This window comes from Clostridium sp. (assembly GCF_036781005.1).
GTDB lineage: Bacteria > Bacillota > Clostridia > Clostridiales > Clostridiaceae > Clostridium_B.
This window is the reverse complement of the sequence record NZ_DAIQBT010000015.1, coordinates 12542-37484: the sequence shown is the minus strand read 5'-3', so window position 1 is coordinate 37484 and position 24943 is coordinate 12542. Positions and strand designations below refer to the sequence as shown.

Annotated in this window: 19 protein-coding genes; 18 read left to right on the top strand and 1 reads right to left on the bottom strand. The window is 30.9% G+C overall.

From position 1 onward, the window contains the following. The first annotated feature begins 29 nt into the window (after nt 1-29). The 6 genes from V7Q02_RS08045 (at nt 30) to V7Q02_RS08020 (ending at nt 6442) form a co-directional block, all read left to right on the top strand. Entirely contained in the window at nt 30-713 is a 684-nt protein-coding gene (locus tag V7Q02_RS08045) for a response regulator transcription factor (RefSeq protein ID WP_333860495.1), read from the top strand. Then, a complete protein-coding gene (locus V7Q02_RS08040) occupies nt 710-2239 on the top strand; it encodes an ATP-binding protein (RefSeq protein WP_333860494.1) in 1530 nt (509 codons plus the stop codon). Before V7Q02_RS08045 ends, V7Q02_RS08040 begins: the two co-directional genes overlap by 4 nt. Before the next feature lie 133 nt (nt 2240-2372). After that, nucleotides 2373-4265, top strand: coding sequence for an LTA synthase family protein (locus V7Q02_RS08035; RefSeq protein ID WP_333860493.1), 1893 nt, complete (start codon nt 2373-2375; stop codon nt 4263-4265). A gap of 367 nt (nt 4266-4632) precedes the next feature. Next, nucleotides 4633-4911, top strand: a complete 279-nt coding sequence (locus tag V7Q02_RS08030) for a hypothetical protein (RefSeq protein WP_333860492.1) — start codon at nt 4633-4635, stop codon at nt 4909-4911. A 206-nt stretch (nt 4912-5117) separates the two neighbouring features. Next, nucleotides 5118-5969, top strand: coding sequence for a DegV family protein (locus V7Q02_RS08025; RefSeq protein WP_333860491.1), 852 nt, complete (start codon nt 5118-5120; stop codon nt 5967-5969). Between the two features lie 5 nt (nt 5970-5974). Next, entirely contained in the window at nt 5975-6442 is a 468-nt protein-coding gene (locus V7Q02_RS08020) for a PadR family transcriptional regulator (RefSeq protein WP_333860490.1), read from the top strand. A gap of 53 nt (nt 6443-6495) precedes the next feature. Here the strand turns inward: V7Q02_RS08020 and V7Q02_RS08015 are convergent, their stop codons facing one another. Further along, complete coding sequence (locus V7Q02_RS08015; protein ID WP_333860489.1) at nt 6496-7203, bottom strand: TerC family protein; 708 nt, start codon at nt 7201-7203, stop codon at nt 6496-6498. Between the two features lie 310 nt (nt 7204-7513). On the opposite strand from V7Q02_RS08015, the gene V7Q02_RS08010 reads away from it, so the two are divergent. The 12 genes from V7Q02_RS08010 (at nt 7514) to pglX (ending at nt 24916) form a co-directional block, all read left to right on the top strand. Then, nucleotides 7514-8422 carry a WG repeat-containing protein gene (locus V7Q02_RS08010; protein WP_333860488.1) on the top strand — a complete coding sequence of 303 codons (909 nt, stop codon included), beginning with the start codon at nt 7514-7516 and terminating at the stop codon, nt 8420-8422. Between the two features lie 150 nt (nt 8423-8572). Beyond that, the gene (locus V7Q02_RS08005) at nt 8573-9154 is read left to right on the top strand and encodes a TerD family protein (protein WP_333860487.1); all 582 of its coding nucleotides are present in this window, start codon (nt 8573-8575) and stop codon (nt 9152-9154) included. 310 nt (nt 9155-9464) lie between these two features. After that, entirely contained in the window at nt 9465-11087 is a 1623-nt protein-coding gene (locus V7Q02_RS08000) for an Hsp70 family protein (RefSeq protein WP_333860486.1), read from the top strand. Nucleotides 11088-11097: 10 nt separating this feature from the next. Then, the gene (locus V7Q02_RS07995; protein ID WP_333860485.1) at nt 11098-12690 is read left to right on the top strand and encodes an Hsp70 family protein; all 1593 of its coding nucleotides are present in this window, start codon (nt 11098-11100) and stop codon (nt 12688-12690) included. Nucleotides 12691-12704: 14 nt separating this feature from the next. Then, the gene (locus V7Q02_RS07990) at nt 12705-13994 is read left to right on the top strand and encodes a hypothetical protein (RefSeq protein WP_333860484.1); all 1290 of its coding nucleotides are present in this window, start codon (nt 12705-12707) and stop codon (nt 13992-13994) included. Between the two features lie 31 nt (nt 13995-14025). Next, the gene (locus V7Q02_RS07985; RefSeq protein WP_333860483.1) at nt 14026-15516 is read left to right on the top strand and encodes an Hsp70 family protein; all 1491 of its coding nucleotides are present in this window, start codon (nt 14026-14028) and stop codon (nt 15514-15516) included. A gap of 17 nt (nt 15517-15533) precedes the next feature. Beyond that, the gene (locus tag V7Q02_RS07980; RefSeq protein ID WP_333860482.1) at nt 15534-17006 is read left to right on the top strand and encodes an Hsp70 family protein; all 1473 of its coding nucleotides are present in this window, start codon (nt 15534-15536) and stop codon (nt 17004-17006) included. Between the two features lie 153 nt (nt 17007-17159). Further along, nucleotides 17160-17459, top strand: a complete 300-nt coding sequence (locus V7Q02_RS07975) for an ATP-dependent Clp protease adaptor ClpS (RefSeq protein WP_333860481.1) — start codon at nt 17160-17162, stop codon at nt 17457-17459. Nucleotides 17460-17464: 5 nt separating this feature from the next. Next, nucleotides 17465-19705 carry an ATP-dependent Clp protease ATP-binding subunit ClpA gene (clpA, locus tag V7Q02_RS07970; RefSeq protein WP_333860480.1) on the top strand — a complete coding sequence of 747 codons (2241 nt, stop codon included), beginning with the start codon at nt 17465-17467 and terminating at the stop codon, nt 19703-19705. A 38-nt stretch (nt 19706-19743) separates the two neighbouring features. Then, a complete protein-coding gene (locus tag V7Q02_RS07965; protein ID WP_373844907.1) occupies nt 19744-20904 on the top strand; it encodes a YibE/F family protein in 1161 nt (386 codons plus the stop codon). 84 nt (nt 20905-20988) lie between these two features. Further along, entirely contained in the window at nt 20989-21324 is a 336-nt protein-coding gene (locus tag V7Q02_RS07960) for a hypothetical protein (protein ID WP_333860478.1), read from the top strand. A 76-nt stretch (nt 21325-21400) separates the two neighbouring features. Next, on the top strand, nt 21401-24916 hold the full coding sequence (pglX, locus tag V7Q02_RS07955) for a BREX-1 system adenine-specific DNA-methyltransferase PglX (protein ID WP_333860477.1): 3516 nt from the start codon (nt 21401-21403) through the stop codon (nt 24914-24916). The last annotated feature ends 27 nt before the right edge of the window (nt 24917-24943 follow it).

Here is a 24943-nt window from a genome sequence, read left to right as displayed (position 1 = left end):
AAATTAATATATTTTAGGAGATATTTATAATGAATAAAACTGTTTTAATGGTGGATGATGAGGAAAGAATGAGACTTCTTATGGAAGCATATTTAAAAAGAGAAGGTTTGCAGGTTATTTTAGCAGAGAATGGTAAAAAAGCTCTTGAAAAATTCAAGGAAAATAAAGTGGATTTAGTGGTACTTGATATAATGATGCCTTTAATGGATGGCTGGACTGTATGCAGAGAACTTAGAAAAATTTCCAATGTGCCTATAATTATGCTTACAGCAAGAGGAGAAGATGAAGATCAGCTTTTAGGGTTTCGGCTGGGAACAGATAGTTATGTAACAAAGCCGGTAAGTCCCAAAATTTTGGTGGCTAAAATAAAAGCACTCTTGAGACGAACTTATTATGATGAAATTAATCAGGTTAAAGATAATACCTATGACGGACTTTTTATAAATGAAGAGGGGCATGAAGTTAAAATAGATGGGGAAAATATATATCTTTCTCCCAAAGAATTTGAATTTTTATGCTATTTAATTAAAAATAAGGATATAGTATTAAGCAGGGAAAAAATTTTAGATGCCATATGGGGAGTAGATTACTATGGAGAATTGAGAACCGTAGATACCCATGTAAAAAGACTGAGGGAAAAGTTAGGTGTGAAAGCTTATTTGATAACAACTGTCAGGGGAGTGGGCTATAAATTTGAGGTAAAAAAGGAATGAGAATAAAGAATATTATATATAAAAATAAACTTATAGAAAGGGTAAGAAAAAATATAACGTGGAAGTTATTTATAGTTACTGCTTTGATATTTACTATATTTATAGGAGGAACTTTGACTTTTCAGTCCTTATTTTTTGGGAAGTTCTATATAAATAAAAAGGAGAGAATTATAGAGAGTGAAGTGAAAAAGTTCAAAGTGCTTTATGATAATACAGAAGATGACAACCAGGTAACAAACCTTATAAGGAAATTTGAAGATGGTAATAATGCTAAAATAGTTATAATGGATAGTGAAGGGAAAATAAATTTTATAACAAAATTAGATAATAGGGGCTATGATGAGGAGAGAATAAAAATCATACAAGATATTATAGTGACATGGATAAGAGATTCAAATTTATTAGATGAAATAAAAAGATATAATAAATCCATAACATTTATTACAGAAAAAAAAATTAATGGAACAAGAAATATAATAACTGCAGTTCCAGATAATAATAGACAGGAGATAATATTTGCAGTAACTTCCCTTCAGCCGGTAGATGAAGCTTCTTCTGTAATAAAAGAGTTTTATATTTATTTTTACATGGGTGCCATAGTTCTTATTTTAATATTGTCTTTAATATATACAAATACAGTTTCAAAGCCTTTGGTAAAATTAAATGATACTGCAAAAAAGATGGCTGTAATGGATTTTTCCGAAAAGTGCAGTGTTAAGAGTAAGGATGAAATAGGAAATTTGGCAGATACATTGAATTTTTTAGCGTATAATCTGGATAAGGCATTGACTTCTCTTAAAGAGGCCAATGTAAAGCTTGAAAAAGATATAGAAAAGGAGAGAGAAATAGAAAAAATAAGGAAAGAGTTTATAGCCTCTGTTTCCCATGAACTTAAGACTCCTATAAATTTAATTGGAGGCTATGCAGAGGGCTTGAGAGATAATATATTTGAATCTGGTGAAAAAGATTATTATATTGATATTATAATAGATGAAAGTAATAAAATGGGAAACTTAGTTACAGATATGTTAAAGCTTTCTCACTTAGAATCGGGAGTTTTGAAGCTTAATAAAGAAGAATTTTTTATGGATGAATTTATAGTGTATTCGTTAAAAAAATTTTCCAAGATAATAAAAGATAAACATATAACTATAAATTTTAATATGATATCTAAAGTTAAAGCATATGCTGATTGGGATAAAATGGAGCAGGTCATAGATAATTTTACCACTAATGCCATAAAAAATACAGAGGAGGGAGGATATATAAATTTTGCTATAGAAGATAAGGAAAAAGATAAAATTATTGTATCTGTGGAAAATACGGGAGAAAATATACCAGAGAGGGAATTGAATAATTTATGGAATAGCTTTTACAAGCTAGATAAATCCAGAAATAGAAAATTAGGAGGAACAGGCATAGGTCTTTCTATAGTGAAAAATATATTAATGCTTCATAACTTTAAATATGGTATAAAAAATACAGATATAGGTGTAAAATTTTATTTTATAATGGATAAAATATAAGTATGTACGAATTTGTTTCGTACATATTATAGAATTATTAACAAATTATTAATAAACTTGACATCTTAATGTCAAGTTTATATTATAAAATTTCTTTGAGTTTTAAAATAATTCTATAGAAAGAGGAAAAAAAATGAATTTTCAATATGTAAAAAATAATAAATTATATAAGATATTATTAAATTTTTTATATAATAACGTAGATATAATTCTGTTTTTTACATTAATCTGTATGAAAGTCATGTCTTATGCAAAAAATATAGCTTCCGGTTATCTAACGGGACTGGTAATTTTTCCTATAGTAGCTTCCGTATTGGTACTGGTTAGTTTCTCTCTTATTCTTAAGAAAAAAAGTAGAATTACTTTTTTATATATAGCAGATGTGGTAGTAAGTTTAATTCTTATAGCAGATTTAATGTATTATAGATATTTTAAGGATATTACTACAGTTGCGGCAGTAAGAAATGCTAAATTACTTCAAGGAGTATCTGCCAGTGTGGGCAGTGTGGCAAATATCAAAGATATTTATTATTTACTTGATATATTTATTTTATTGCCTGTAATCAGATTCTATAAAAAAAGGATACACAATATAAAACCTATATCCAAAAGATTATTAAATTTTTTAGTAATGTTTATTTTAGGTGCAGGTATTAATGCAGCTGTTTTTTATTGGGTGTCTAAAGTACAGCCTACATTGTTGACGGCTATGAGTAATAGAATATATCTTACTACTATGATAGGAAATATAAATTTTCATATAGTGGATTCATATAACTATATAAGCACCAATGTGAAGAATTCTAAAAAATTATCTGAAGACCGGGAAAATGAGATTAAAACTTTTCTGGAAAATAACAATAAGAGTACGGAAGAAAATAGTTTTAAAGGAGAAGCAGAAGGTAAAAATTTAATAGTAATTCAGGTTGAAGCACTACAGAATTTTGTGATAAATCAAAAAGTAAATGGACAGGAAATAACTCCAAACCTGAATAGGTGGGTAAACAAATGTATGTATTTTGATAATTATTTTTATCAGGTTGCAGGGGGAAATACATCTGATGCAGAATTTATGTCTAATAATTCACTTTATCCAGCACAATCAGGTTCTGCCTACTATACTTATAGTGGAAATAAATATGATTCTCTAGCGGCTGCCTTAAAAGATAAAAATTATTATACAGCAGCTATGCATGGAAACAGTGAAGGATTCTGGAATAGAAATGTTATGTATAAGGCACAAAATTTTGATGATTTTTTTGGGGAACATAGTTTCAATATAGATGAAAAAATAGGATTAGGACTTAGTGACAAATCATTTTTAAATCAATCTCTGGAAAAATTAAAAAGTTTTAAACAACCTTATTATGGATTTTTAGTCACCTTGACCAGCCATTTCCCCTATGAGGCCGTAGATAAATATGGAGAATTTGATGTAGGAGAATATGAGGGAACTTTTATAGGAAAATATTTAAAAGCAATACATTATACAGATGCTCAGCTGGGAGAATTTTTAGATGCTCTTGAACAGCAGGGAATAATGGATAACTCTGTAATAGCATTATATGGTGATCATTTTGCTATTCCAAAGGATAATGCAGGAGAACTTTTCAAGTTTGAAAATGAAGAAAAAAGTGATGATTTTACCTGGTTTAAATATCAGAAAGTACCTTTATTACTTCATTTTCCACAGGATCAGTATGCAGGAGTAAATCATAAATACAGCTGTCAGATGGATTTATATCCAACTCTTGCTAACTTATACAACTTGCCTGGAAATTATATGTTTGGAAAGGACATGCTTAATGGAGATAACGAAAAGGTTATTTTTAGAAATGGCTCTTTTATAGATGGGAAGAACTTATATGTATCCTGGACCAATAGTTATTATAGTTTGGAATCAGGAGAAAAGATAGATGAAACTGAAGAATTGAAAGAAGAAAAAAATGAATATACCAAGGAATTAAAATATTGTGATGATTTACTGAATCATAATTTAATAAAAACCTTTATGGAGAAAAAATAGAGATAGAAGGGTACTTCTGTCTCTATTTTGTTTAATCAATAATATAAATAACTTTTAAGCATAGTATTTATTTAGAGAATTTTTTTGAAAGGAAAATTTAACTATGCTGATAAAAAATATAGTTCAGATTATAGTTATCATATTTATAGTCACTATACCCTTTAGTTTAATAATATTGATAATAACAGATGTAAATGAATTTAAAAAAAAGTTGCAGAATATTCACAAAAAAAAGTAAAAATATTAATAATTGTTAAGAGGTATTTCATACCTCTTTTAAGGATTTTATGTTATAATTAATTAATCAATAACAATTAAAAAAGCATAGATAATTTGACTTTTTCAATTAGAAAAGAGAGGAAATAATATGGACTTTGCAGGTAAAAATTTTGCTGTGGTTTTTAAAGTAATATTGGCCATAATAATATTGGCTGTATTCATAAGGATAGTACCTTTACTAGCAGTGGCAGGAGTCTTACTATTCTTGATTTTAAAAGTAAGGAAGTATAAAAATAAAAAAGGTCATACATTTGAAGCCCAAAATAAACAGAACATAAAGAATGATAAAGAAGAACCTTTTGATCTATCACATAAAAAAGTTATAGATGTAGATTATTGTGAAGTTAAAAAATCAAGTGAACTTTAGAAGAACTTAAAATTTTAATGTTGTAGTTCTTCCAAGGTTCAGGGGGAAAATAAGAATTTTTCTAGGCTGTTTCCTTTTGGACCTTTGAGTCACTTGGTTTTAATTTTTGTTATCAATACTGATATATCAGTATTGATAATAGCTAAAAGAATGATATAATTATGTATACTTTAAAAATATTTAGTGATTCAGAGGAGGAATAACAATTGGAAAAGATTGCATTAATAACGGACAGCACTAGTGATCTACCTGATAATATTGTGAAAAAATACAATGTAAAAATGCTTCATTACAGAATAATATATAAAGATAGAGAGTTTTTAGATAAGATAGATATAACCTCAGAATATGTATATAATAATTTACATAGAGAGATACCCTCATCTTCAATACCTTCCATGGAGGAAATAGAGAAGGTATTTAAAGAATTAGAAGAGGAAGGATATACTCATGCCATAGTTGTAACGCTGTCTGGCGGATTAACGGGAATTTTTAACGGAATTAGAGTGGTTAGTGAAAATCATCCTAAAATAAAAACCTATATATTTGATTCTAAGTCTATTTCCATGGGGGAAGGAATAATAATAGAAGAATGCGGAAAACTTGTAGAAAAAGGTACCAGTTTTAGTGAAATAGTTGATAAAATACCTGATATAAGAAAGAGATTAAATTTATTTTTTGTAGTGGATACACTAGAATACCTGAAAAAAGGCGGCAGAATAGGTAAAGTGTCGGGAACTATTGCAGAACTTTTAAATATAAAACCTATAGTATCTATTGATATAAATGACGGTAAATATTATACTTATGATAAGGTAAGAGGAAGAAAAAAATCTTTAAGTAAAATGATTGAGATTGGAGAAAACATCCTGAAAAACAAAAAATGCAGATTATGTGTTGTACATGGATGTGCTTTGGAGGATTCACAAAAAATGTTTCAGGAATTAAAGAAACATCCCAATATAGTTTCTTCAGTTTTTGGAGGAATTTTAAGTCCTGTATCTGGTGTGCATAGTGGGCCGGGATTGGTGGGAATGATATTGTTTGAGGAAGAATAGTTTTTATGGGTAAATTCAATTTTAAAAGGGATACAGAGGAAAAAGAAAAACTTTTATACGAGGAATATAAGAAGAAACTTCTGGAATTAAAAAAAGTGAAAAAAGAACAGGATGCTGTAGGACAGGTCTTTACAAAAGGACTTCTCCCTATATATGTACTTTATATTTTAAATAGTAATTCTACTAATGGAAATGATATATCACATAAAATAGGAGAGAGGACTGGAGGCAAATGGATTCCAAGTACTGGAGGAATTTATCCTCTTTTAAAAAAAATGGAGAAAGACAAACTTATTGAAGGGAAGTGGGAAAATTCTAAAAATAAGATGCAGAAAATATATAAAATAACAGACCTTGGAATATGTGAATTTAAAAAAAGAAAAAATCTCTTGAAAAATAAAATTGAAGAATCCTTGGAGGTATTTAAAATAGTATATAATGACTTATATAATGAAGGTGATGAAATTTTATAAGGATCTATTATTGAATATATTTATCCTATAATAGATCCTTATGCTTTCAAGGATTAAAAGTGTTGATCCTTAAACTCTTTTAGTGAATAGGATACAGGTTTGTTTATCATGTATAATCCATATAATAGTACTATTATGGCAGCACCGAAGGATATCATATTTATTATTGTCGGGGAAGTAAAGTTATGTAGAAGGTTGTCCTCAAGAAGCATTTTAAAGGAAGTGTGGGCAAGTATGGCACCACCTATATATATGGTTATGGGATGCTTGTTCATAATTTTGGCTACATATTGACTACCGAAAAATATAATAGGAATGTTTAGTGCAAGACCAAATATTATGAGACTTATATGTCCTTGGGCTGTACCTGCAATGGCAAGCACATTATCTAGACTCATGGCCGCATCGGCTAAAACTATGCTAGATACTGCACTCCAATACTTGTTCGATGTTTTTACGGCTGTTTCTTCTGGTTTTGGTGGTTCTGGTTTTATAAAATTCCATGTGATTTTTATAAGCAGTATTCCTCCGATTAGTTTTATGGGAAGCCATTTTATAAGAAGTATATAAGTAATTAGACAGGCAAATACTATCCTTAAAAAAATTGCAGTAAATACTCCTATAATTGATGCAGATTTAGCATGTTTTTTTGGTAAATTTCTAGTGGCTAGTGCTATAACGCCTATATTATCACCACTCAAAACTATATCCAGTAAGGTGATCTGAAGGGCTCCTAGTAGAAAAGCTGTTAAATTATCCATATTGGTTACTCCTTTTATATAATAAAAATTTCTATAAAACATCAAGCTGTGGGAGAATTTATTTATGACATCTATTGTACCATATAAATGTTATAATATAAATGCTTTAATCATATAATATGGTTTTCATAGCTATATTATTTATATTAAAAGAATTATATGTTTAGAATATTAAATTAGAGGATAATCCAATGTTAAACGTTGAAGATTCTGACTTTTTTTATTTTATTTAATTTGCAGATGTGTTAAAATTAAATTTAAATAAGTAGTTATATAAAATTCAAAGACTTATGAATGGGAGGGAATTTATATGGAGGAATGTGTAAATTTATTTAGAATTAAGGTTAACGACAAATGGGGATATATTAATAAGTTTGGCAAGATTATTATACCACCTGTATTTCAATATGCATGGGATTTTAATGAAGATTTGGCTTCAGTTCAGATGGACAATAAATGGGGATATATTAACACAAAGGGAGACAAGGTAATAGATTATATATATGATGAGGCCTGGAATTTTTGCGAGGGATTTGCATCTATAAGGATGAATGATAGATGGGGGATTATAGACAGACAGGGAAACGTGATAGTACAGCCTATATTTAGATTTATTGATGAATTTTCTAATGGATTGGCACTTGTTATGAAAGGCAAAAAGTATGGTTTTATGGATGAAAAGGGAAGCTGTGTTATAGAACCTATTTATGAAAATGCTTTTGGTTTTTCAGAAGGAATTGCCAGGGTAAATGAAGGAGACTATTGGGAATACATTGATACAGAGGGAAAAGTGGTTTTGAAATGTGATTTTGATTGCGTTTTTGATTTCCATGAAAATATGGCTCAAGTTATGTGGAATTTTAAATATGGATTCATGGATAAATTAGGACATTTATTAATAGAACCTAAATATGATATTGCAGATGGTTTTTCAGAAGGACTAGCTAATGTAAAAATAGGTACAAAGTGGGGATATATAGATAAAGAAGATAAGGTTGTTATAAAGCCTAATTTTGATGATGCACTTAATTTTAAAGAAGAAAGAGCTTTTGTAAAAGTAGGGGAGAATTGGGGATGTATTGATAAATCAGGGAATTTTATAGTTAAACCTGAATTTGAACACATAAATAATTTTTCTAAGGGGCTTGCTATGGTAATATGCAATGATAAGTATATTTACATCAATAGAAAAGGGGAAAGAGTTTGGGAAGAAGAGTAAGTTCATTATAGTAATCCTTTACTTAAAGTAAAATTATTTTATTTATGGTAATTATTGCATTGATATGTTGATAGAAATTGACAACTATCTCTTGCAAAAGTATAATAAAATCGAAAATAAAAGTGTTTAGTGTTTGAGTGGAGGCATATTATGGGGATAATGGTTAAAAAAACAGAAGATATAGGTTTTGTGGAAGATAATGAGTTGTTGAGAAAAATATTGGTGGAGTTACAGTGGGATACCAACTCAGATAATAAGGATATTGATTTGGATATAGCAGCTTTTTGTCTTGGGAAAAGTGGAAAAGTTCATAAGGATTCGGATTTTGTATTTTATAACAATTTAAAACATCCTTCGGGAGCTGTGGAACATTTCGGAGATAACCTTTTGGGAGATGGAAAAGGTGAGCAGATAATTGTAGATTTAGCGTATGTGCCTTCTAATATTTGTAATATAACTTTTGCAGTTTCAATATATAGGGCAGGTGTTAAGCATCAAAAATTTGGACAAGATGTTAGTTGTTATATCAGGGTAGTTAATGCAAATAATAATGAAGAATTACTAAAATATGATTTAAGCGAAAAGTTTCCTGATGAAACTGATGTGGTTATAGGAGAGTTATATAAATATATCAGAACGTGGAAATTTGCAGAAGTAAGCAAGGGTGTTAAAGGTGGGCTGGCTGCATTATGTAAAGAATTTGGGGTGAATTATACTCAAAGTGATGACTAGTTAAATGCTTGTTTTACAGTATAGTGTTGAACAAGCCTCCTTGTTAAATTTTAAAGGGAGTCTGTTTCTATTTGTGTAAATAAAATATTCAAAGCATTTTTGACTTGTTGTATGCTTTCAAATACCTAAATTTATAGGATATATTTGATATTATTCAACAAATGTGAATGTGCTTTTTTTATTTACCCCAGGACTTAAAAATAAAAAGTTTTGAAAAAGTAAATAATATAATGGTAAAATTTAATCAGTAAAGATAATCAAACTAATATTGAATTTTTATATAAGAAATAATTTGAAAGGGTGAATTTATGTGTCAGTAGTTGTAGGTATAGATTTGGGAACCACGAATTCAGTGGTTTCGTATTTGAAAAGAGGAAGAGCAGAAGTAATACCTATTGATGGAAAGAATATTTTTCCTTCTGTTTTATCTATAAGAGATGGAGAAATTATTGTAGGAAGTCAAGCTAAGTCCAGAATGATGCTGGCTCCAGAGACTTCTGTATGTTCTACTAAAAGGGATATGGGAAAAGATGTAACTTATGATCTTGGAACTGAAATGTTTACACCAGAGGATGTAGCCTATTATATATTAAAAACAATAAAAGAAAAAGCAGGTTCTCAGCTGGGAGAGGAGATAGATCAGGCAGTGATAACTGTACCTGCATATTTTACTTCCGAACAAAGGGAAGCCACCAAAAGAGCAGCGGAGAGGGCTGGGCTTAATGTGCTGAGACTCATGCCAGAACCTACAGCAGCTGCTTTAGACTATGGTATAGATCAACAAAGAGATCAAATTATAATGGTGTATGATTTAGGTGGAGGAACATTTGATATTTCAATAATGAAGGTGGATAAAAATGAATTTGAAGTATTGGCTGTAGATGGTAATTCAAGACTTGGCGGAGATGATTTTGATGAATTAATCTGCAGCAGAATGTATGATAAAATAAATGATGAGTTAGGGGAGGATATTACTTCAAAGAAAGATAAAAAATATATTTCGGCACTTATGAAAATAAGAGAAAATGCAGAAAAAGCAAAAATGGATTTATCGGAACTGGAAGAAGTTGAAATAATAATTCCCAATCTAATAGATGACTATTCTTTTGAAATGACTTTAACCAGAGATGAATTCAATCAGCTTGTGGAACCTTTAATGGAGGAAACCATTGATAAAATTTATAATGCACTTAAACTAGCCAATCTTACAAGAGATGATATAGACAGGGTACTTCTTGTAGGGGGATCTACCAAAATGCCTATAGTGAAGGAAAAAGTGAGAGATTCTGTTAAAGATCCTTATGTAGCTCCTAATGTAGATGAAGTGGTTTCAAGAGGAGCCGCTATAATGGCCGCAAGTTTGTGTGTACCTGAAACTTATGATATATCACATCCAAATAATGAAATTAATAGAACCAATGAAGTTAATAGAGACAATGAATACCATGGTGTAAGTTTGGATAAAAAAATTATGGTAAAAGAAAAAGTGGTATTTACCTATGGAATAGATATGCTGGATGAAAATCGCAAATTATATTTTAGGCCTATAATTAAAAGGGGATCTACGCTGCCTGCCAAAGGTGCAGTACTTGGATATACTTCAACACCCCTTCAAAAAAGTGTAGTGATAACAATTTATAGGGGAGAGTCAAAGTCTGTAAAAGAAAATCAGTACCTGGGAGAACTGGAACTTGACATAGTGAATGTTTCAGAGAAGAATGTACCAGTATGTGCTTTATTTGAAATAGATGAAAATATGATAATTACATTTACAAGTATTGAGATACCTATGACAGAAGAATATAGAGAACTTGTGGACAGTTCAGGAAATGACGGCGGAAATATGAATGTAGATTTAATAAACAAATATTTACTTGAAGGTAAATTAAAAGGCAAAAAAATAAAAATAGATGCAAAAGCTCATTTAAAATAGGAGGGTAATTATGGGTATAGTGGAAACCAAGAGTTCATACGTTTTAGGAATTGATTTAGGAACTTCTACTTCTATTGCGTCCGTATATACAAAAGGTAAGAGTAGAATCATAAAAATAGAGGGGAAGGAGTATATACCTTCCGTAGTTTCATTTTTAGATAGTGATACCATAATTGTAGGGGCACAGGCCAAAGGAAGAGCTATAATAGACTCGGAAAATACCATAGAATCTATAAAAAGGCATATGGGAGAAGAGGGCTATACAGTTAAAGTGTTTAATGAGGAATATACTCCTCAGCAGATATCTGCTGAGATAATTCAAAGAATAGTAGAAGCAGCTATGAATTCGGAAGATTTTGATTCCAAGGGAAAATTGAAATATGCAGTTATATGTGTGCCGGCTAATTTTACAGATAATGCTAAAAAGGCAACTATAGAGGCTGCTGAAATTGCAGGTCTTGAGGTATTGTACCTGTTGGAGGAACCTGTGGCAGCGGCTATAAGGTATGGATTTAATTCCTCAAAGGATCAAAATATTTTAGTATATGACTTAGGCGGGGGAACTTTTGATGTATGTATTTTAAAGGCTGAAACTGAAGAGGAAGGAAATGCTAACTATGAAATACTGGCAAAGGAAGGTATCAATAAACTAGGAGGAGATGATTTTGACCGGAAGCTTATGGAACTTATTAATGAAAAATTCCGGGAGGAATGCGGCATGGATCTTTTGGATACTCAAAAGGATCAGGGAGTAAGCAGAAAAAAACTAAAAGAAGCCATGCAAAAGCTGAAAGAAGCTGCGGAAATGACAAAAATAGAATTAAGTGAAGCAGATGCCTGTAATGTTATGATACCTAATATAATTCAAAATGAAAAAGGGGAATGGCTTAATGTAGATGTAGAAATTGATAGAAAGGAATTTAATGATAGAATAGAAAATCTCATTTATAAAACTGAGGATACTGTAAGAAAAGCTCTGGAAAATGCAAAGCTTACTATTGATGATATAGATAAAATTATACTTGTGGGGGGCTCTACACTTGTTCCTATAATAAAGGAGAAAATAAAGGAAATGTTTGGAGTTGAACCTTATTCTAATTTTAATCCTATAACCATAGTAGCAGAAGGAGCTGCTGTTTTTGGAGCTACAATGTCTGTTCCTTCAGACTGTATAGATAATTATGAGGAAAAGCCGGAAGGAGATATAAATATAAATCAGATAGTTACCCATAATCTTGGTATCATGATTTCCGGTATGAGGTTTTCAAAGCTTATAGAAAAAGGAACAGAAATACCAGAGGGAGGATCTGTTGTAGAGGAAAAGGAGTACTCTACACAATTTGATGACCAGACAGAACTTAATATAATAATCTACCAATGTGACGAGGATATTGAATATATAAATGAGAAAAATGAGGATGATACTGATAAGGCTGTGTGTATAGGGGAATTCAAATTAAAGAATATACCAAAGGCGGCTAGGGGAAAGGAAAAAATAACCGTACAGTTTGAAGTTGATGAAGAAAATATGATTAGGATAAAAGCAACTTGTGCAAGTAATAATGAGAGCAATGAAATAACACTTAAAGTAGACAGAATTTAAGGTGGTGAAATTTATTGGATAATGAAAAAGAAAACCACTTTCCTTCAGATAATATTGAAAAATATAGAGAAGAATTTAAAAAGCAGAATATATTATATGAAAATTTGATATCAGACTATAGAAAGTGGATGTCAAGAATTGAAGAACTTATAATATATATCAAAAAAGGTTATAAAAATATTGAAGAAGAATCAGTAAGAAATGAATTGAATATAAAGTTGGATAAAATTGTACACAGGGATGAAGTAAGTTGTAACAAGCTTTTTAATATGGATAGTTTTGGGGATTTGACAGAAGAACAAATTAAAAGTTACAGTAATGCCAATTGGAATATAATAGAAGAAGTTATAAGAGAGAGGGATAGTATTGTTGACAAATATTTTGTTCTTGTAAATTCTCACATGTTTCCTCTGGTAGATAACTTCAATATTAAATTAGCTGCAATTATGGATATTGTAGAAAAAAAACAAAGGGAATTGCAAAAAATCAAAAAATATAAAGAACAACTTCAAAGTGACTATATAGCCTATGAAAAAAGTTTACTGGAGTATAGAACCTGGATTTTAAGAAATAAAGAGCTGGTTTTATACGTTGAAAGAAATTGCAGTGATATAGCTCATATTATAGAAAAATTTAATTCAAATATAGAGCATAAGATGGATATGTTGGAGGAAAAAGATAAAGAACTCCTGAAAAATAGAGTAAAAGGCATAAACATGATAAATAAAATGTGCGAAAATATGTTGAATACAGGATTGAATAAAATAAAAAATATTGAAGAAAAAAGTTATGATAAATTGTGTACTATAGAGGATTTTGAAAATGTTGAAGAAGAACAGGTTATTAACATATTTAATTCCAATTATAATATTATAACCAGTATCAAAAATGAAAAGGATTCTATAGTACGGGCATATTTTAAATTTATCAATTCCCAGCTGTTGCCTATACTTGATGGAGTGGATTCTGGCATTCAATATTTAAATGCAAATAATATAACAGCTTTGAAATATATAATATGGGATATATATCAGGACATGGATAAGGAATTAAAAAAATTGCTGGAAAATATAAAAATAAGGGAGATAAACACAAATAAAAGTGAAAGTATAAATTTTAATTTACATCAGGCCATAGATATAGAATATACTAATGTCCAGGAAATGGATGAGACTGTGGCAGAGGTTATTAGAAAGGGATATGAATACCTGGAGGATATATATAATACCGGTATTAATTATATTGTAAGGCAAGTGCAGGTTATAGCTTATAAATTCAAAGCAACTGAAAATACCCTGGTATAGTATGGAATTTAAAAAGGAAGAGGTGTAAAAATTGACCTATGATGCTCAAAATTCACCTGTAATTGGAATAGATCTTGGGACTACTTTCAGTTCCATTGCCAGATGGACTGGAGAAGAGGCGGAAACCTACAGTCCAAAAGGTGAAAGAATGGTAAGATCCGTAGTTTATTATGATGAAAAAAACAGCAAGTACATTTTTGGAAATACAGCATTTATGAGTGGTATATTAAATCCTGACAATGTAATTGTAGGAGTTAAGAGACTTATGGATGATAAAAATGCAAAAATAAAGCTTGGAAGTAAAATACATGATCCAATAGAAATATCATCTATGATATTGAGAAATTTATATAACAATGTAAAATCCATGTTTCCCTCTGGAGTGTATGAAGCTTCAGGGGTAGTGGTTACAGTTCCCTATTACTTTAAGGCCCATCAGTTTCAAAATACCTCTGAAGCTGCCAAAGAGGCAGGGCTTAAATTGCTTGGGATTATACAGGAACCTATTGCAGCGGCGCTGGCTTATGGATTTCACCACTCAAATAAACATTTAAACAGAGAAGAAAAGCTTTTAATATTTGACCTTGGAGGAGGTACTTTTGATCTAACTATAATAAAAGTAAAAGAAGATGATGAAAACCTGTTTTTTGATGTTTTAGGTATAGGAGGAGATGACAGATTAGGGGGAATGGATTTTGACAGGGCTTTTATGGATTATGTAATTCAGAAAGAGAAAATTAATTTTGAAAGTGTAAAAGATGAAAAGATAAAAAAAATAGGGAAGAAAAAGCTTCTTGATTCAATCATAAAAAGCAAGGAAACTTTAAGTGCTACAGAAAGTGTTTATATTGCAGTGCCAGATGTAGTGCCTGGAGTACATGTGGATGCGGAATATACAAGATGTGATTTTGAAACTTCTATAGAACCTTACATAATTAAAATTAAAAATATTATAAAAAAGACCATAGCAAGTGCGGGGATAGCTCCCTATGAAATTGACAAGATAATAAAGGTGGGAGGATCCAGCAAAATACCAATAATGAATAAAATAATAGAAGATGAAGTGGGGGAAGGCAAGACCTATTCAGATATAGACCCTAGTTTGTGTGTGGGAGAAGGAGCGGCTATATATGCTGCCTATATATCAAATAATTTAAATTACAATAAAAATATAAAAATAGAGACTGCAGCTGCCCATGCACTTGGAGTAGAGGATTCAAGAGGAGATTTTGTAGTACTTATTCACCAGAATCAAAAGACCCCGGCAAAGAGAACATTGACATTTACAACAGATGAAGACAATCAGACAGAAATTGACGTTAAAGTATATCAGGGTACAGCTAAAAGGGCTAGAGATAATGAACATGTGGGAACTGTGAGAGTTACAGGACTTAAAGCTTTAGCTAAATATCAGCTGGAAATAAAAATAACCTTTGAAGTGGGACGTTCTCAGGAAGTGAAGGTAACAATTGAAGAGATACAAAGTGGTATAAATAAAACAGAAATAATGAAATTGACTTAAAATGGGGGGATATTATAGTGATTTACGATAGTGTACATTCACCTGTGGTAGGAATAGATTTAGGAACAACTTTTAGTTCTATTGCCAGATGGACTGGATCTAAAGCGGAAGTTTATTGTTTGAAGGGAGAATACAATATTCCTTCTGTGGCATATAACGATGGGAACCAGTTTATTATAGGAAAGATTGCACTTATGAAAGGAATTTTAAATCCTGAAAATATGTGCAGAGGGGTAAAACGTTTAATTGGAAATGAATATGCTTCTATAAAACTTGGTGACAGGGATTACAATTCCATAGAGATATCAGCAGAAATTTTAAAGTACCTTTATAGAAATGTAGAGGAAATGTTTCCCCAGGGGAAATTTAGATCAGAAGGTGTGGTAGTAACTGTACCCTATCATTTTAGGGCAAATGAGATTTCAAACACAATAAAGGCCGCTAAAATGGCTAGATTGAATTTAATAGGAATAATTCAAGAACCCATAGCTGCAGCCCTTGCCTATGGACTTCACTTAAGTAATGACAGTTTAAAAAATGAAAATATATTGGTATTTGACCTTGGAGGGGGTACCTTTGACCTGACGTTATTTAATTTAAATAATTCCCAAAACAGAATATCTTTTAATGTGTTAGCCACAAGTGGTGATGACAAATTAGGCGGTATGGATTTTGATGAAGAACTTTACAAGTATATAGTGGACAGAGAGGGAATCAGACTTTCCTCTTGCAAGGATAAAAGACAGCAGAACATAGCTAAAAATAAGTTGATGGAACAGGTTATAAGGGCAAAGGAGGCCCTGTCTTTTGACAATAGTGCATATATACAGGCCTTTGATGTACCACCGGGGAATTTTGTGGATTGTACTGTTACATTATATGAATTAAAAAATTGTATCAGAGAATATACACAGAAAATAAAGAGAATTATAAGGGATATGTTTGAAGAGAGAGGAATAAGTCCGAGAAGTGTTGACAAGGTAATAAAAATAGGAGGCTCCAGCAAGATAAAATTTATAGATGAGATTATAAATGATGTGGTGGGAGAAGGCAAAATATATGGAGATATAAATCCGGAACTTGCAGTTTGTCAAGGAGCAGCTATTTATGGAGCTTATTTAAATAACAGAGTTTCTGAAAATAAAAAATTAGAAGTAACTCTTATAAACTCTCATGCGTTAGGATTAAAAGATGATAATGGAGATTTTGTAGAAATTATTCCTAAGAATGTGGCAATTCCATATAAGGAGACTGTTACATTTACAAATTCAGAGGATAATGAAAGGGAAATAAGTATAGAAATCTATCAGGGAGAACATAAAGAATGTCAGCATAACAAGAAGATAGGGGTAATAAATGTTTTGGGATTAAAGGAAAGTGCAAAGGGAACTTTGAATATTCCTGTTACCTTTTATATAAATAAAGATCAGACAATTAAAGTTATTGTGGAGCAAAAAGAAAGTAACATATACATTGAAAAGCAGTTTTAGTTGAAAAGGAGCTTTTTTAGGACCGGATAAGTTATTGGTTCCTGGAATGGCTTCTTTTGATCTGAAAAATTAAATATTATACACTTTGAATTTAAAGTGTGTTAAAATAATTTTAAGAATAGTATACTTTAAAAGCTTATGGGGTTGTTTGAGATGCCGCAAAAAACTATTTTAAAAGAAGATTCAAAAGTTGAAATAAGAAGACCACTTATGTATAAAGTTATCATATATAATGATGACTATACTACTATGGAATTTGTAGTGGATGTTTTAGTAAAAATATTTAAAAAGAGTGATGTAGAAGCTCTTAAAATAATGTATGATGTTCACAAAAAAGGTATGGGCATAGCTGGCGTATATGTTTATGATATAGCTGCTACTAAAATGGCGCAGGCTATCAGTATGGCAAGAAATAGTGGATTTCCACTAAAATTTAGTATGGAAGAGGAATAGTTGTTATGAAACTAGATAAAATAGTAAATGAAATTATGACTGCAGCTTATAATGAAGCAAGGTATTGTAAACATGAATACTTTACCCCTGAACATGTATTGTATGCTGCATTATTTTTTCCAGAAGGAATAGATATAATAGAAAGTTGTGGAGGTAATGTAAAAAATATAAAAAGGGACTTATTACAGTATTTCAATGATAATATAGAAACCACGGAAAAAAAAGAACCACTTGAAACCATAGGCCTTCAGAACATACTGACTTCAGCAGGAGAACATGTTTTAGCTGCTGAAAAAGAAGTGATAAAACTAGGGGATATTTTTATATCAATATATGATGAAGAACAGAGTTTTGCCAGCTTTTTTCTCAGAAAACAGGGCATAAGGAGAATTGACATATTAAATTATATAACCCATGGAATTTCGGCTACTATGTTTGACTACAATATTGAGGAGGATTCCAAGTATTTAGTGGATGAAGAAGATACACAAAGTGTTTTAAATATAGGAGATTTTGCAATAGAACTTACTGAAAAAGTTAGAATGGGAAATATAGATCCCCTAATAGGAAGGGAAGATATAATTAATAGAACTATACAGGTACTGTCAAGAAGAAATAAAAACAATCCCATCCATGTTGGAGAGCCTGGGGTAGGTAAAACTGCCATTACAGAAGGTCTTGCAAAATTAATAGTAGAAAATAAAGTGCCTAATCTGTTAAAAGATAGTAAGATATATTCTCTGGATATGGGAGCTATTTTGGCAGGAACTAAATACAGGGGAGACTTTGAAGATAGAATAAAAAATACACTTAAAAAAATTCAAAAGGAAAATAAACCTATTGTATATATAGATGAAATTCATACCATAATAGGAGCAGGTTCTGTATCCGGGGGAGCTTTAGATGCTGCAAATATTTTAAAGCCTTTTTTAACCAGTGGAAAGATAAGATTTATAGGTTCTACTACCTACGATGAGTATAAAAAGGTATTTGAAAAAGACAGGGCACTGGCAAGAAGATTTCAAAGAATAGAAGTACCAGAACCAACTGTGGAGGATACTTACAGTATACTTTCAGGTATAAAGGAGCATTATGAAAAATTTCATAATGTAATTTATAAAGAGGAAGCTTTAAAATCCGCAGTGGATTTATCTGTAAAGTATATAAATGACAGATTTCTTCCAGACAAGGCTATTGATGTAATAGATGAAACGGGTGCCTATGTAAGGCTTCACAGTGATGATGATAAAAAAATAACTATTGATAAAGTGCATATAGAAAAGACTATAGCAGATATGGCTAAAATACCGGAGCAAACATTATCCCAGGATGAAACTAGGGTATTAAAAAATTTGGATAAGGTTCTTAAGGAAAAAGTATTTGGTCAGGAAGAAGCTATAGATTCTCTGGTAAGAGCTATAAAAAGATCTAGAGCGGGCTTTAATGAGGAGAATAAAACTGTAGCTAGCCTCTTGTTTGTAGGTCCCACAGGGGTAGGAAAGACAGAGATAACAAAACAGCTTGCCAAGGCTTTAAATATTCCCTTTATTAGATTTGATATGAGTGAGTATCAGGAAAAGCATACAGTAGCCAGACTTGTAGGTTCTCCACCAGGTTATGTAGGTTATGAGGAAGGAGGGCTTTTGACAGATGTTATAAGAAAAACTCCCTATTGTGTACTGCTTTTGGATGAAGTAGAAAAGGCCCATTCAGATGTGCTGAATATACTGCTTCAGATTATGGATTATGCCACCCTTACAGATAATGCAGGAAGGAAAACTGATTTTAAAAATACCACAATTATAATGACTTCAAATGCCGGTGCCAGATCTGTGGGAAAAGCACTTATGGGATTTGGAGATAGAATGGTAAGAAAAGATGCAATTGCTGAAGAGGTAAAGAGAATATTTTCCCCGGAATTTAGAAATAGGCTGGATGATATAATATATTTCAACTCAATGGACAAAGAAATGGCATATTTAGTAGCAAAAAAAGTAGTAGGCCAGTTTGAAAAACAGCTTCTGTCCAAAAATATAAAGATAAAAGTAACAGACAAATGTTATAGATGGTTGGCTGAAAAGGGTGTATCACTGGAGTATGGAGCCAGAGAAATAATTAGAATAGTCCAGCAGGATATAAAACCTTATTTTGTAGACAGAGTGCTTTTTAATGAAAATATTGAAAGTACAGTTAGTCTTATAGATGTGGAAAATGAGAGTATAAAGATTAAAAGTGAAGAGAAATAGATGATTAAAATGACTTATATTGAGAGGGATGAGTTAAAATATTAAAAAAAGATAAGAAAAATATAATTTTTTTAATAGCATTAATTGTAATACTTTTAGTAATATTTTTTGTAAGACCATCTTTAAGTGGTGAAGATGGGGATAATAGTCCTGTTCATGGAAAAGTCATTAAAATACATTCCACAGAAAATAAAGGTTCTGAGAGATTTTCTAATGCAGATGTTAAAATAATTTCTGGAAAACTTAAGGGCAAGGTAATTACAGTTCAAAACTTTGTAGGGGGAAAGATTAAAGATGAAGGCAGCAGTACTCAGAGTTTTGTAAGGGTAGGGGATGAAGTATTAGTTAATATTGACCGGTATGGCGAAAAGGGAAATGTAGAGGATGCATACATATATGAAATAGTAAGGTATAAGTATTTATACAAACTGGCATTGTTTTTTATAATATCTCTCGCAGTTATTGGAGGGAAAAAAGGATTAAAATCCATTATAACTTTGATTATAACTGGATTTATGGTGATAAAGGTACTTATACCTCTTATAATACAGGGATTTAATCCTACACTGGTGTCCTCTCTAATATGTATTTTTGTAATTATAGTGAATCTTCTTATAATAAGCGGAAAAAATGAAAAGACTCTGGCAGCTATCATAGGAACATCAGGAGGAGTTTTAATTGCAGGAATTATAGCCCTGCTTTCTAACTTTATAATAAGGGTTAATGGACTTACAGATGAAGAAATGCAGTCTATTATATATACTTCACAAAACGCCAATTTTAATTTTCACGGATTGCTTTTTGCAGGTATAATTATGGGGGCTTTAGGGGCAGTTATGGATGTGAGTATGTCTATAGCTTCTTCCATAAAAGAAATTGAAAGTGCAAAACCGGATATGAATTTGCAGGAACTTATAAGGTCGGGTATGAATGTGGGAAAAGATATCATGGGGACCATGGCAAATACCCTTATACTCGCCTATGTAGGAGGAGCCATGTATATAATGATTATGGTTTCTTCATATTCTTATAGCACATCTATTTCCACTGCCATAGATCAGGATATTATAGCTTCAGAGATATTGAAGGCATTGGCAGGCAGTATAGGGTTGGTTTTTGCAGTTCCAATTACTGCAGTTGTGTCGGCAGTACTTGTAAAGATGCATTCAAATAAAAAAACTGAAATCAGTAAAGGTTAGTTTAAAATTTCAAAGGTAACATTTTTGAATGTGAAATAATATAATACAGTGAAACAGATTGAAAACAGGAGGATGTACAATATCATGGAGATTACTGTAAATTTTTATATTGTTTCAGATGACATTCTAGAAACTTCAAAGGAATTCCATAGTCAGATAAAAACAACTAATCCTATATATCTAACCCTTCAATCGGGAGATTCTATAGTGCTTAAAGATGACAGCGGAGAGTATGCAGTAGTTAGAACTATAAAAGATCTGAATAAAGGTGAGCTTTGTGTATATATATCTAAAATAAAGAGTAAAGATGAAGTAATGAGTGAAATAGAAGACTTCACCAATAAGACTATAAAATCAATATTTGAATCTATCAAAGATACATTAAATTCTGAAGAAGAAAAGGATTCTAGTAAGGCTTAAAATTAAAGAATACTATTAAAATTCCTGGTTTTAATAGTGTTCTTTCTATAAGTATTTAAAAATGAGGATAGAATACATGAATAAGAACATATTGAAAAGTTTTGCAGTTAAAAGCAGAAAAGAACTTGTAGAAAAAGTCAGGATAAAGGCTGAAAGAAAAGGTATAACAGAGGATAATATTGAGAATTTATATGTGATTAATCATCTTGGAGAAATAGTAGGTAATAAAAGGGAAAAATTACTGATAAAAATGATTATAAACAAGATGGAGTCTTTAAATAAAAATGGAGAAAAAGGTTATGAGGCAGTTATTGAGGAAATTGCCTATTCTTGGTTTAACAGATTTATTGTTTTAAGATTTATGGAAGTAAATAAATACATACCTGAAACTTTTATTAAAGAATATGATAAATGTAACTCCATGCAGAATATTTACGGAATAAATTTTTATTTGAATCTGAAAAAAATCCAAAGCATGAAATTAAACAGGGACAAAGAGGGCATTTTAAAGTATATTGTTTTATCAAGATGCAGTGACTTGAAGGGTTCTCTGCCTTTTGTATTTAAAAGATGGCCGGAGTATACAGAATTATTGTTTCCTGAAGGGCTTTTAGGTGAAAAGGAATTTCTCTTTAAACTTATACATGCAATACCGGAAAAGCTGTGGTATGATGTGGAGATTATAGGATGGCTTTATGAATATTATATATCCCAGGAACAAAATAGAATAATAAGTTCCAAAAAAAAGTATACCAAAAAAGAAATACCCTATGCCACTCAACTTTTTACTCCAGGCTGGATAGTAGAATATATGGTTCAGAATTCTCTTGGAAGGTATTGGATAGAAGCTCATCCAGAACATGAGGAGCTAAAAAAAAACTGGGAGTTTTATATAGAAAATGAGGATAGGTATGGGGAATTAACACCTTATGTAGATAGAAATTTAAAAGTTAGAGACATAAAATGTATGGATCCTGCCTGTGGGTCTGGACACATACTGGTGTATATGTTTAGATTATTATATCAGGTATATAGAAAATGTGGCTATGATGAAAATAAAATACCAGAGATGATTATACAAAATAATCTCTATGGTATGGATATACATTATGGAGCCTGCCAGCTTGCCTGTTTTAGTGTTGTCATGGAGGGAATGAAATTTGATAAATATCTCCTTGAAAAAATTAAGAAGAAAACCATAAAGTTTAATATAATTTCCATAATGGAAACTAATGATTTCAATGATGAAGATATGGAGTATATATCAGGTGATAATTATAGTATTTTAAAGGATTTAATGGATCAATTTAAAGATGCAAAAATATATGGCTCTCTTATAAAATTAAGGGAGTTTAAAGAGGATGATTTATTAAATGAGTTGGAATATATAAAAAATATGAGGGAAAATAATCCAGTTAAAGAGAAAAGAAGAAAAGAAATCATTGAAAAACTGTCAAAATTAATAAAACAGGCTGGCATAATGGGATGTACCTATGATATTTTGGTAACAAATCCTCCCTATATCAGTAATAAATATTTACCTGAACTTCTGGCAAAATATATTGGAGAGAATTATCCAGAGGGGAAAAGTGATATATTTTCTGCTTTTATGGAATATGGCTTTTCACGGGTAAAATATAATGGTCAATTGGCATTTATGACTCCTTTTGTGTGGATGTTCATACAGTCTTACCAAAAGTTAAGGGAAAGAATACTTCATTATAATAGCATAACCAGTTTAATTCAACTTGAATATTCTGGATTTGAGGAAGCTACAGTACCTATATGTACATTTACTTTGAGAAATTATAAAGTTAATATAAAAGGCAATTATATAAAGTTATCAGATTTTAGAGGAGTATATACTCAACCAATTAAGGTGAGAGAAGCGGTGGATAACCCCCATGTGAATTATAGATTTATTTTGAATCAAGACAAAATGGGAAGTATTCCCGGCAGCAGATTTGCTTATTGGCTTACTAGAGGGGAAATTGAAATACTGAGAAGGGCAAGTATAATGGGAGATGCATCTTTTCCCTGTACTGGAATGCAGACGGGAAATAACAATAAATATATAAGATATTGGTTTGAAGTAAATTATAGTCTTATAAATTTTAATGGTGAAAGTAATAATATAAAATATTGGATACCTTATCAAATGGGTGGAGAAGCAAGAAAATGGTACGGCAATATTTCGGAGGTAATCTACTGGAAAAACAATGGAGAAAAAGTAAGAGGGGAGAAAGGGTCACTTATAAGAAATGAAAAATTTTTCTTTAAAAAAGGTATAAGCTGGAAGAGAATTACTTCTGGGAATAATACCATAAGGGTTTTAAATAAGGGATTTATTTTTGACCAATCTGCAGATTCCATATTTGTGAAAAATCCAGAGGAGTATAATTACATATTGGCTTTTTTTAATACCAAAATAATGATGAATATATTTAAATTTATATCTCCTACCCTGAACCTCACTGCGGGAACAGTTAAGCAAATTCCCATATACATTGAAAAAAATCCAAAGATAAAAAGGAAAATTGATGAATTATGTGAAGAATGTATAAGTATATCCAAAATGGATTGGGATTTTTTTGAGACATCCTGGAATTTTAAAAGACATCCTTTTATGTCAATGTGTGAAGGCAGAGAGAATTTACTAGATAATTGTGATTCACAGATTCAGTATTATATAGGCTATGTATTTAACCTATGGGAGTCCTTTGTAGAGAACCAGTTCAATAAATTAAAGCACAATGAAGAGGAGTTAAATAAAATATTTATAGACATTTATGGCCTGAAGGATGAGTTGACACCGGAAGTTTTGGATAAAGATATTACTATGAGAAGAGCGGATAAAACAAGGGATGTTAAATCATTTATATCCTATGGAGTAGGGTGTATGTTTGGCAGATATTCTATTGATAAGGAGGGGATTGTCTATTCTGGTGAAGAGTTCTGTAGTTTTTCTGGAGAAAAAAGTAGAAATTTTATCCAATATTTACCAGATGAAGATAATATTATTCCAATACTTTGTGAGGGCTGTTTTGAAAACGATATGGTATATAGATTTATACAGTTTGTATCTGTAGTTTTTGGTAAAAAATATTTGCGTGAGAATTTAAACTTCATAGCAGAAAGTCTTGGAAAAAAGGCAGGAGAGACGGATGAAGATACCCTAAGAAGATATTTTATAAATGATTTTTTCAAGAACCATGTTCAAATGTATAAAAAAAGGCCTATATATTGGCTATTCACCTCTGGAAAATATAAAGCCTTTAATTGTCTGGTTTATGTACACAGGTATCATAAAGGAATTTTATCCATAATGAGAAACTGTTATGTAAATAAGGTTAAGGATAAAATATATAAGGACATAGAATATTTATCTCATAAAATGGAGTATTACTGCCAAAAGGACAAAAAGACCATGAGAAAAAAATTGGATACTCTCTATAAAAAACAGCATGAATTGCATGTATATGATGAAATGTTGGTACATAAAGCAGATATGAATATAGAATTAGAGCTGGATTTTGGTATAAGTTATAATTATAAAAAATTTCTACCCTTGGTGAAAAACTTGGAAAAATGAATATGGTAATTTTAAGTTTAATATAGG